Origin of the sequence: Steroidobacter sp. (assembly GCF_016790065.1) — a bacterium.
In the GTDB taxonomy this organism is placed as follows: domain Bacteria; phylum Pseudomonadota; class Gammaproteobacteria; order Steroidobacterales; family Steroidobacteraceae; genus Steroidobacter.
Window position 1 is genome coordinate 1 of sequence record NZ_JAEUPY010000206.1, and the last position, 7,566, is coordinate 7,566.

General features: G+C 60.1%; 6 protein-coding genes. 3 read left to right on the forward strand and 3 right to left on the reverse strand.

The window, feature by feature from the left end:
* Window positions 1-1,445 (reverse strand): TonB-dependent siderophore receptor (locus JNL55_RS08845; protein ID WP_293852161.1); only part of this gene is annotated, 1,445 nt, incomplete at its 3' end.
* Window positions 1,446-1,578: 133 nt separating this feature from the next.
* Here JNL55_RS08845 and JNL55_RS08850 point away from each other — a divergent pair.
* Window positions 1,579-2,115 (forward strand): RNA polymerase sigma factor, encoded by a 537-nt coding sequence (locus JNL55_RS08850; protein ID WP_293852164.1) that lies wholly within the window; start codon window positions 1,579-1,581, stop codon window positions 2,113-2,115.
* 12 nt (window positions 2,116-2,127) lie between these two features.
* The gene (locus JNL55_RS08855) at window positions 2,128-3,171 is read left to right on the forward strand and encodes a FecR family protein (protein WP_293852166.1); all 1,044 of its coding nucleotides are present in this window, start codon (window positions 2,128-2,130) and stop codon (window positions 3,169-3,171) included.
* A gap of 54 nt (window positions 3,172-3,225) precedes the next feature.
* Here JNL55_RS08855 and JNL55_RS08860 read toward each other — a convergent pair whose 3' ends face one another.
* The gene (locus JNL55_RS08860) at window positions 3,226-5,322 is read right to left on the reverse strand and encodes a TonB-dependent siderophore receptor (protein ID WP_293852169.1); all 2,097 of its coding nucleotides are present in this window, start codon (window positions 5,320-5,322) and stop codon (window positions 3,226-3,228) included.
* A 336-nt stretch (window positions 5,323-5,658) separates the two neighbouring features.
* On the opposite strand from JNL55_RS08860, the gene JNL55_RS08865 reads away from it, so the two are divergent.
* Window positions 5,659-6,456, forward strand: coding sequence for an AraC family transcriptional regulator (locus tag JNL55_RS08865; protein WP_293852172.1), 798 nt, complete (start codon window positions 5,659-5,661; stop codon window positions 6,454-6,456).
* A gap of 6 nt (window positions 6,457-6,462) precedes the next feature.
* Here the strand turns inward: JNL55_RS08865 and JNL55_RS08870 are convergent.
* Window positions 6,463-7,566 (reverse strand): serine hydrolase domain-containing protein (locus JNL55_RS08870; protein ID WP_293852175.1); only part of this gene is annotated, 1,104 nt, incomplete at its 5' end.

Sequence of the window (7,566 nt, forward strand, 5' to 3'; positions counted from 1 at the left end):
AGATTGGCAGTGCCGGTCCAACCCACCGTGGTGGAATTGGAATAGTCCACGCCGAAGAACAACGTATGCGTGCGTCCGAGCAGCTCGAAGTCGCCGAACAAGTTCACTTCGAGACTGTAATCTTCGTCTTTCAGGCGCCCGGGCGACTGATATTGGATGCGATTGCGCCCGTCGAAATCCAGCGGCCCCTGCACCAGCGTGAGATTGATGAAGTCGTCACCGCGGCTGGACTGCACGTTGGTCCGCAACTTCCAGTTCGACTCGAAGCGATAGTCGAACTGAGCCTGAGTCAGAAAGATTTTCTTGCGCTGAGACTGCGGACCGAACGCGCGCGAACGCGGCACGTCGTCAACCAGCTTCAAACCGATGAGACCGGCGCGAATCGCCGAATCCCAGGTGTAGCCGGTAGGAATGGGCGCGTCCAATTGCACGGCCAGGCCATTCGAATATTTCATCTCCTGTTCTTCGAAGTGGGCACGCAATAAGAACGTAGCGCGCTCACCTCGATACATCAGCGAAGAGATGGCGGCGTAAGAATCGTCCTGGCCGAAGTCCTGATACGTGTCGTCCTTTTGCTGGGCCAGAATGGCTCGCCAGGACCAGCGATCGCTGTCGAAGATGGGCCCGGTCACGTCCAGTTCACCGCGATAAAAACTGTCCGTGCCCGCCTCGGCCTTGAGCTGAATCGCCGACACGGTCTGCGGCACCTTGGAAACATAGTTCAACACGCCACCCGGCTCGTTCTGACCGTACAGCGTCGAGGTGCCGCCTTTGACCAGTTCCAGCCGATCGAACGCGGCATAATCCAGATCCGCTTCCACGCTTTGACGAAAGCCGTCCATATAGACCGGCACCGCGTAGCCGCGAGCGAATGCACGTCCGTAGCCGCCCATGCGGTTGTTGGTGCCGCCGGAAGGATCGAGCTTGTACAGATCGCTGGTCTTTTTCACCGAAGCGGTGCGCATCAGATCGTTGGTCACCACCAACATGCTGAACGGCGTCTCGGCCACCGGCATGCCCATTTTGGTGGCCCCGAAGGCATCGTTCTGTTGAAAGTCGATGACGCCCACCACATTCACTTCTTCGATGATGTTCGAGTCGCGTGTGTTGGTGGTCGAGCCGTTCGCTTGACCGGCGGGCCGCACGATGATGGCGCGATCTGCCGTATGCTCATAAGTAAGGCCTGAGCCAGCCAACAGCCGCTCCAGCGCCGCACGCGGTGCCAGCGAGCCCTCGACCTTCGGTGCAATCACGCCTGCGGCGAGTCCCTCTTCCGGCAACAACAATTGGAAGCCGGTTTGGCGGGCCCACTCGTTGAGCGCATCGGCGATGGGCTGCGCTGCTATATCGATGCGCACCGGCTCGGCGGGCCATTGCTGGGCAAATACAGGCTGACCGGCCAGGGCCAGCGTCGCCGCCAAAGCGGCACGCAAACGCATCGACATTCGGTGTTCTCCCATGCTCAAGACAATAGCAACCCGCAGTGGCTTTGGTGGCCACCGACGCTGAAGTTTTATTCTCGAATCCCGTTGCCATGTATGTCGGGTCCGGCGCGGAAAACTTATACTCAAAACACAGATGAGCTCCTCGTCCTCACGCAGACCCTGGTCGTCGTCCCGCTGGGCCAGCACCGCGGTGCAGAGCTATGCCCGCGATTTGCGTCGTTATTTGGCCCGCCGCTTGACTCGTCATCAGGATGTGGACGATCTGGCGCAGGAGGTGTACGCCCGGCTGTTACGAGTGGACGACGACAAGCAAGTGGAAAAGCCGCTGGCCTTCCTGTTCGGTGTCGCCGCTCATGTGCTCGCCGATCACCGCCTCGCCAATCAGCGCCAGCAACATGTGAGCTTCGATAGTGAGCTGGCTGAGGATGCCGGCGCGGATCAGCACACGCCTGCGGATCAGGAACTGCCCGAGCGACTCAGTTTGCAGCAGCAACTCGAGCAAGCCATCGACGACCTGCCACCTTTGCAGCGAGCCATCCTGGTCGCCTGCAAACGCGACGGCCACTCCAGTGAGGAAGTGGCAGCACGCCTCGGCATCAGCGTGCATACCGTGAACACTTATCTTTCCGCCGCCAGGGCGCAGCTGCGAATGAAGAGCTGGGACCGATAGCAAGGACACTTCATGACCGCCAACTCCATAGCCCGCCAGGAGCACCAGCTGATCGCCCAGCATGCGGCCGATTGGCTACGTCGGCTGCAATCCGGCGATCCGGCCGAACATGCGGCCTTCATTGCCTGGCTCAAGCAATCGCCATTGCACGTCCAGGAAACATTGCTGGCCATGTCCGTGGATGACGCGCTCGACGGCTTCGACTCACAACGTCGCATCGATCTAGATGTGCTGCTGGGCGACGCGCGCAACGTGGTGCCGTTGCGAACCGATACGCGCGTTGCCGCCTCGATCAAGCATCCCTCACGCAAGAAACGTTGGTTGATGAGTCTCGCTGCCAGCGTGCTGCTAGCCGTCACCGCGGGCTTGCTGCTGCCGTCGTTGTTGAATCGAACCAAGTTCGAGACCACGCTCGGCGAGCAGCGCGCCATTTCATTGGAAGACGGCTCAGTGGTGCACTTGAATACGCTGTCACGGATTCGCACCGACTACAGCGCCAGTGCTCGTGACATTTATCTACTGGAAGGCCAGGCAATCTTTCGTGTGGCGCACGACGCGCAGCGTCCGTTTCGAGTCCACACCGACACTGCCATCGTGCAAGCCATCGGCACGCAGTTCGACGTTCGCCAACTCGCTGGGCGCACTCAAGTCGCGGTCATCGAAGGGGTCGTCCAAGTCAGCACATTGCCGGCCGGCAAGGTCGAGCAAGCGCCAGCGCCTCAGCAGTTGCGCGCCGGACAAATCGTTGCTGTCGGATTAGCGGCCGGATCGGCGACTGAGCCAGTGCCCGCGCCGAAAGTGACCGATGTGAAAGACATCACCGCCTGGCAACAACGCCGCCTGGTGTTCCGCAAAGATCGGCTCTCAGACATCGCCGCAGAGTTCAATCGCTACGGGCGAGTCAAGATGAACGTCGAAGGCGAGCAGCTACGAGCTCGCGAGTTCAGTGGCACGTTCGACGCGGACGATGCCACGCTGCTGCTGTCATTCCTCGAACGCGACACGAGCGTCAGCGTCGAACGGACAGGCAACGAGATTCGGATTCGGCCTCGCTGAGGTCGCTACCAAGACGGGCTGCGCTCACAGCGCAGCCCGTGACTTAGCCAATCCTCAACCGCCCCACAACTTGCCGCGGATCGCGAACACGAAGTTACGCGGGTCGCCGTAGAAGTGGTTGCCGGAAATCGAATTACCGATCGAGCCGGCGTAGTACGTCTCATCCGTGATGTTGTTGACGTTCAAGCTGGCCGACCAGCGATCGTTGATGCGGAAACCGACGCGCAGGCTGACGATGGTGTAGCCGTCCTTGTTGATCAACGCGCTCCAGTCATCGGCATAGATGGGCTGCGAAAGCGAGCTCTGGCCATTGATGCCGCCGCCGAACGACCAACGGCCCTCCATCGCCGGCAGACGATAGTTGGTCCACAGCTTGTACATGTGCTTGGGCGTGTAAGTGGAGAAAGCCCGGCCCTGGTTTTCGTTGTCGCGCTTGTATTCGTTGGTGTTGTAGGTGTAGCCCGCGTCCAGCGTCCAATCCGGCGTCAGCTGACCGGTGGTCTCGATCTCGAAACCATCGCTGACGGTTTGGCCGGCGGCGATGCTCGGTGCTACGTTGTTTTGATTCGGCGGGCCATCCACACCCAGCGCGCGATTCTTCTCGTCGACTCGGAAGAACGCGAGCGAAGCATTGAAGCGGCCATCGAACAACTCGCCTTTGATGCCGGCTTCGTAGTTGGCCGCGACGCGCGGCTTGAGCACGTTGCCGTTGGCATCTTGCGCCGACTGTGGCACCAACATGTCCGCGTAGCTTGCGTATAGCGACCAGTCTTCGGTCACTTTCCAAGTGATTGCTGCTTGCGGCGACACGTCGCCGTCCATCTTCAGGTCCAGATCTTCATACACGGTATTGGTCGCAGCCTCGATGGACTGCTCCCGATGCCGCCAATAGTTGACGCGCGCGCCGAGCACCAAGGTGAGCGGATCGGCGATGTTCAACGAGATGCGCGCGAAAATACCCGTCTGTGCGATGAAACGATCCGGGCCGTAGTAATCGGCGGGCACCCGATGCGGCTTCACCGCCGAGCCGGCATCCCAGCTGCGCATCTGGTCGACGCTGATCTGCTCGAAGATTTGCGGCGTCAGATCGCCGTAATACCAAGCGTAATGTTCTTGGGAGCGGACCGCGCCCACCAACACTTCATGCTCGCGACCGAACAGATTCACCGGCCCCCAGAACGACAGGTCGGCCGCATTCTGTTCATACGTGAGATCCAGTTGCTCGCCGTACAAGCCGCCCCACTCCTCCGAGGGCATGCCGGTCGCGCGATCCATGCCACCCCAGAAGTACGCATAGAAGTTGCTCGACTTGGTATCGAAGCGACTCATGATCAAGCGGCTGTTCCAGCTGCCCAGCGACTGTTGCAACTCGATCATGTAATTTTTGGTGTCATAGTCGAAGTCGGCCCAGCCCGGGCTGAGCATGGTGTCGCGAGGCAAGCCGAGATCGCCGCCGTCACTGTAGAACGCCACGCCCGGCGAGTTGGGCGTGACATCCGTCTTCTGCCAATGCGAGGCGATGCGCAACAGCGTGGTTTCAGTCAGATCGAACTCCATCGTGCCGAACACCAGCTTTTCCTTGAAGCCGGCGTACGGAAAGAAGAAGCCACGATCGTCGTAAGAGACCACGCCGCGAGCCCGAATGCGTTCTGACACGGGGCCGGTCACGTCCAGCTCGCCGTGATACCGATCCCAGGTGCCGCCGGTGATCGAGGTGCTGCCCTGGAAATTATCGAGCGGCCGTTTGCGGCGTAGATTGATGGAGCCGAAACCGTTGACGCCGTTCAGGATGCCGTTGGAGCCGCGGAGCACTTCCACACCTTCGAACATCGCCATGTTGGGGCTGGCGATGGTCTCCGGATTGGTGCCGGTAGTAATGTTGTCGTATTGAATGGATTCAATGACGTGTCCGCGGGTTGTATATGTGTTCTCGACTGTGCTATCGGCCAGCAGAATGATGCCCGGCGTTTGAATCAGCACTTCGTCCAGATTGCGCAAGTTTTGCGCTTCGATACGGGCTTGGCCCATGATAGTGACGGACTGCGGCGTTTCACGTAGCGTAGTGCCGGTACGGCCCAGCGTTACTTCGTCGCGTAAGCGCGTGCCCTCGACCAACACGTAGTCGAGTTCCGTGCTGGACGCTTCGGTCATTACAGGTGTCGATTGGGTTTGAGCGGCAGCACCGCTCGCCACTATAGATGCCAAGCAGGCCGTGAGCCCGCGCTGTTTTATTAGACGCATGAGGCGCTTCTCCCTGGTTGTTTCAATGAGCTTAGTGCGCGACCTCAGCGCCGACTGTTTTCTATAGATCTCAGATTGGTTCGATCGGCTCAACTCGCACCCCGGCGTTGAGTTGGTGCGCCTGCCCGCCAGGCCGACCGGTTCCAGTGCAAATGCTAGGTATGTGTACGCGCCGCTTGAGGACGGCGCTGCAATCAAGCACAGTGTGCACGGGGCATGAGTTGGAACCATTCTAGGGATAGCTCAATGAAATCCTATTGCTCGGCAGATCATGCCAATGCCTGCCAAGACATTCCGCGCCCGGTCAGCGCACTCTCGGTGAATTTTTCACCCGGCACTATCGATAAGCGACACACCCATCGCCGGGCTCAATTGCTCTACGCTTGCAGCGGCGTCATGTCGGTGCTCACCGATACCGATGCTTTCGTCGTGCCCCCGATGCGTGCGCTATGGTTGCCGGCCGGTACGGCTCATGAAGTTCATTATCGCGGCCGTGTCTGCCTGCGCACTCTATATATAGAGCCGCACGCGACTCCGACCTTGCCCTCCTATTGTTGTGTCATCGAGGTGTCGGATCTGTTGCGCGCCTTGATCGTCGAGGCAACGCGTGTACCCATTGAGTACGACGTCGCCGGTCGCGACGGCGACATCATTTCGCTGATCTTGCGTGAGATCACGGCGATGCCCATTGCCTCACCGCCATTGCCGCTGCCAGCCGATCCCAGGCTGATGCGTATCTGCCGAGCAATCCTTGCGAAACCGGCGGACGATGCCTCGCTGGAAGATTGGGCACGCAGCGCCAGCATGAGCCGGGCCACCTTGGTCCGTTTGTTCTCGCGCGAGACCGGCATGAGCTTCATTGCCTGGCGGCAGCAGGCCCGGTTGGTCGAAGCCATGTCGCGGCTCGATGCCGGGCACTCCATCACTCGCGTGGCGTTCGAAGTGGGTTATCGCAGCCCCAGTACTTTCACCGCGTTGTTTCGCCGCTCTTTCGGTTTGACGCCGCGACAGTACAGCGCGCTGCCTGCTACTTCTCGGCGCTGAGCGGCGTTAGTGCTTCGCTTTGGCCAAGCGGTCGAAGCGAATGTTTCTAGCGCTGCCGCTACTCAACACAATCGCGGTCGCACGGCCGCGAGCATCACGCTCGACTCGAATTCGCTCGACGGGCCAATCGGTGAGGAATGCATCCTTACCGGTCGACTCGAGCAGCATGGGCTCGTCGAACCAGATCGAGTTCAACGTCAGCGCCTGTCCTTTGAGTGTCAGCGTGTAAGTCGCGTCGAGCTCACTACTACGATAGTCGCCTTCGAGTTCACGCAACGTCGCTAATGTCGGCGCGGCCTGGTTGGTCGCCGTCACTGCTCGGCTCCTTGGCGGCGGGGGCGGCTTTTTGGTTGCCCCATCCTTGGCTCCCAGATAGATCTCCACCAGCGGCTCGATGTATGAGCTCTCGCTGAGCGACGAATTCGACAGCAACGCGATGGCGAAATCTTCCTCCGGGAAATAGGCAAAGATCGCTCGGAAGCCAGCATCGGAGCCGGTGTGAGCTACGGCGCTTCGGCCGAGGAATTTTTCTGAGTGCAATGCGAAGCCGTAGTTGATGGCCGTGCCGTCGTCCAGCTTGCCCATGCTGGTGAACTGCTCGAGCAACGCCCGCTCACCCACCTTGGGGCGCGCGAAGTTGTCGGCCCAGCGAGCAAAGTCTTTCACCGTGGTCTGCAGATTGGTCGCGCCGTAGGTGTCGAGATTCAGCGGGCTGCGGCGCCATGCATCGCCCTCTCGCGAGTATGACTGCGCGCGTCGTGGCACGATCTCGAGGATGTCGTCAGAAAAGAACGTGTGGTCCATTTGCAGCGGCTTGAACATGCGCTCGGTCGTGAACTGGCGCAACGTCTTGCCGGTGACACTGCGGACGATCTCAGCAAGCAACGTGTAGTTCATGTTGCTGTAGGCGTACTCGGTGCCCGGCTTGAAGTTCAAGCCTCGTTGCCGAGCTGCCATGTTCACGATCTGCGCCTGCTGCCGGTGGCTGTAACTGTCCACTCCCCCGAGCGCTAACAAGCGCCAAGAGTCGCGCAAGCCGCTGGTGTGATAGATGAGGTGACGCACGGTGATTACGTCGCCGAAGTCCGGCATGTACGGAAGATAACGGCG

Coding starts and splice junctions, on each gene's coding strand:
- JNL55_RS08850 (WP_293852164.1), top strand. CDS start 1,579: ATGAGCTCCTCGTCCTCACGCAGACCCTGGTCGTCGTCCCGCTGGGCC.
- JNL55_RS08855 (WP_293852166.1), top strand. CDS start 2,128: ATGACCGCCAACTCCATAGCCCGCCAGGAGCACCAGCTGATCGCCCAG.
- JNL55_RS08860 (WP_293852169.1), bottom strand. CDS start 5,322: ATGACCGAAGCGTCCAGCACGGAACTCGACTACGTGTTGGTCGAGGGC.
- JNL55_RS08865 (WP_293852172.1), top strand. CDS start 5,659: ATGAAATCCTATTGCTCGGCAGATCATGCCAATGCCTGCCAAGACATT.